We start from the raw sequence: 3,443 nt of genomic DNA, 5'->3' as shown, positions 1-3,443 counted from the left end.
ACTCAAACCAAATAGCCTCCGGCAAACCCAGCGCGGTTCAAGGTGGTGGGAAAGATCGCAGCAAACCAATCGTGCTCACATTGTCTCCCCGGTTAAGGCGCAGTTTTACATATGAAAGAGCTCTGGCTGGACCGTCGGTCTTCCCTTTTTTGCCGAAAGCCCTAGCATCATCAGGCTCGGGGTGATTGGGGAACATGGGCCTGATGCCACAACCGCAGAATCGGCGTGTTTGTCTTGCTATCGGCGTTGCCAACGCGAAGCCGCTTGACTGGCTGCCGGGCGCGGCAACGGCGGCGGGGGACATTGGCAAGTGGGCACGCTGCTCGAATTTCGACGCTGTAACAGTCCTGACCGATCAGCCAGAGGTCGGGCAGACGCGCTGGAACAGCGGCGATGCAGCGCCGGTGGATATCAATCATCCCAGTGGCTTTTCGGTCACGATCCCGCGGATCAGGGAAGAGTTGCTTCGGCTTCTTCCGCCCGGCGAGCTTACCGAGTGGTTGGTGCTTCATTTTGCTGGTCACGGCCTCCGTCAGGATAGTGTCCGGACCTTGTGGCTGCCAACGGATTGGGCGCCCGAGAATCGCGCAGTTTCGGTAGAGGCGCTGAAGGCGTCCCTGCACAGTTATGGGATCAAATATCTTACCCTAATCAGCGATGCATGTCGCGATTTCGCCAATCGCCCGTCCACAGCGAACCTCGCGCCTGATCCAGTACTGGGCAGGGGGCCGGTTCAGGCAGTCCAGCCGGGGCTCGATCGCTTCAATGCGGTGGAGGATGGCAAGGCCGCTTTCATGATCCCTGGGGAAACGGCCGCCGATGCACGCTGCATTCTTTCCGGTTCCCTGGCCAATGCCCTTTGGGGTCATGAGCCCGAGGCTTTCTCGCGGCAAAAGCGTGGGCTGATCGACAGCGACTCTCTGCTCCGTTTCATTTCCGTCCAAACCCGCAAGGTGGGGGAGCGTTATGGGCTGGAGTGCCAAGCCGAAGCCATTCGCGGCTATGGCCGGGGAGGTCCCGACATGGTCTATTTTGACGTCGATGGTCCCCCTCAACCCGTGGCGCCGCCAATCGCCTGGCCGCCGCCCGGCGCACCGGCGCAGCCCCTTGGGATGCCTGCCAATCGCGCAATTGAGCAGGCGCTTGCGCGCCTCAGCAGCATCAATTTATTGTCCGCTTGGCCATACGCCATCGATCCAGCGGGCGGCACTGCCGCATTGGAGCAAGTGCCGGGCGGGATCGACCTGGCTCTCGCTATCGAACAAAGCGAGGCTTCAGAGATCAGCGAACGAACCCAGCGAATGCACGTTTGGCAGGCTGGGGCCGCCGCAGTCGTTGCCAAGCAGGGGCTTGAGCGCGAAGTTCGGCGTAGCCAGCGCTCCCGAATCCGGCGGACCCTCCGGGCTGGTCAGCGGAGGATGTCCCCAGACGCCAACCTCATCATGAGCGGAGGGCAGCCTGCCAGGGTCTGGGCGCCGTACGGAGCACAGCGCGTCGGGGGAGCCAAATCCTGGCAGGTGAATTTTGGCAAAGCGGATGCCGTTCAGGTGATCATTGAATATGCCGACGGCTTGTTTGCTCCGGCGGTCGTTTATGCCGGTCTTTCGACGTTGGTCACGCATGATGGGAACCGACGCATCACCGGCTGGATGTGCGCGCCGCCCTATCAATCGGATGCGGCCAGACTTGCGCCCACTAATGACGCAATTGCCAAACTGCAGACGACCAGACTCTCGCCGGGCGTCGCTGACGATCTCGCGGCCTCATTGCGCCATGGCAAGCATGTCAACCCCATGCTTGGGGCCATCGCTGCTTATCTCTATGATTATACCGGCGACCGCGACAACATCCGTCGCATGGCCTATTATTATGCCTCCCGCGCGCAGCCGATCCCTTTTGATGTGGCCCTGCTCGGCCAGCTGCATACGGAAAGGTCGGATCAGGCGGTGACCGCCTATGTGCCCGCGGTAGAGGCCCGCGATCGTCGCGATGGCAACGATGTTCCCGATTTTGCGCGGCAACAAACCAACGCGATATCCGGCATGGTGGGCGGATTCTGCCCATGGCTGCGCCTGGGCTGGGACTATGTCGCAACCCCGGATCCGATCGAGGAACCGATGACGCAGCCACTGGGGACGGCCCTTCCACACCTCCTCGACAGCAGTTTTACTGCCCTTTCGGAAGAAGGGGCCTCGTCGCTCATCACCCATTTCGGTCTGGAGGCAAAATCATGAGGCTCTTGTTCATCCACGGCATCGGCCAGCAGGCCTATGACGAGCCGCGATTGCTTGCCAAATGGTCGAAGATCCTCACCGATCACGGCTTCGACCCCGCAAAGCTTGCTGCAGCCCAGCCGCAAATGGCATTCTATGGTGATCTTCTCCATCAGCTTAGCAAGGATCTCGTGGGCGCGCAGCCGATGAGTGCAAGCGTGTCCGAACTGTCCGGTATGGATGCAGGCGAACTGGAATTCATCCAGGAGGCTCTGGCCGAAACGGCGGAGCAGCGGGGCTTTACGTCGCCTGAGATTGAGGCTGCAGCACAAAGGGCACAGGCGACGCTCGACCCGGTGGTGACCGCAATTCCAATGAGCACCGGTCTTGGCCGTTTCGCGGTCGGCGTTCTCCGCCTCCTTGACGAACTGGCCCCACCCCTTCGCGATACAGCGCTACGCGTCCTCAAGCAGGCTTACGCCTATCTCAAGAAGCCTGGTGTGAGGCCGACGGTCGATGACCGTGTGAGGCCGAAGCTCGAGACCGGCAAACTGGTGTTGGTTACCCACTCACTTGGTTCAGTGGTCGCCTTTCACCTCCTGCGCGAGCTGGCGAAAGACGGTTATGACCTCAAGGTTCCGCTGTTGATCAGCATGGGCTCGCCGCTCGGCGTCGAGGCGGTGAAGCGTTATGTCGACCTGCCACATCGTGTGCCGACCAATGTGGGACGGTGGTTGAACTTCTATGATCGCGGCGATCCGGTCTCTCTCGGCAAATCCCTCGCCGGTGACTATTCTTCGGGGATCGTCGACAACGGGACCATCAACAATCAGACCGATAACGCGCATGGCATCGAGGGTTATCTCAATCAGTCCGCCATTCGCGATGCGATAGCAGCCGCGTTGTAAGCCATGATCTCTTCCCCGGACAACGGGCCCGGAATTTTCTTGCTCCACCCTTCGGGAAGACGTCGATCAATAGCTGACGCTCGTGGCACTTGGCTGTGCCTTGTCGTGTTATCCTCTGCGGCGTGCGGAGTCACGGGAGGTCAAGGTTTGGCGTCGTTCAAGGGGGACGAATTGAAAGATCCGCCCGCGCCTTCTTGTTCTATTTGCCACCTAGGGCGCGGGGATGCGGATTCTGGTCTGAGCCGCGAAGTTCCTCCAGTTATGACTAAAGCCAGCGGCCTTGTGACCTGCTCCCCGTTTCTGGACCGCCTTGCTGGCTGCT

2 protein-coding genes are annotated in these 3,443 nt (G+C 60.6%); both read left to right on the top strand.

The features are described 5' to 3' along the window. The first annotated feature begins 194 nt into the window (after positions 1-194). Positions 195-2,234, top strand: a complete 2,040-nt coding sequence (locus tag CHU93_RS17165) for a hypothetical protein (RefSeq protein WP_133064236.1) — start codon at positions 195-197, stop codon at positions 2,232-2,234. Then, a complete protein-coding gene (locus CHU93_RS00135) occupies positions 2,231-3,121 on the top strand; it encodes a hypothetical protein (RefSeq protein ID WP_094472207.1) in 891 nt (296 codons plus the stop codon). The genes CHU93_RS17165 and CHU93_RS00135 overlap by 4 nt, the downstream gene beginning before the upstream one ends. Positions 3,122-3,443: the final 322 nt, after the last annotated feature.

Origin of the sequence: Sandarakinorhabdus cyanobacteriorum (assembly GCF_002251755.1) — a bacterium.
Taxonomy (GTDB): Bacteria; Pseudomonadota; Alphaproteobacteria; order Sphingomonadales; family Sphingomonadaceae; genus Sandarakinorhabdus; species Sandarakinorhabdus cyanobacteriorum.
This window is presented reverse-complemented; position numbering and strand designations above follow the sequence as displayed.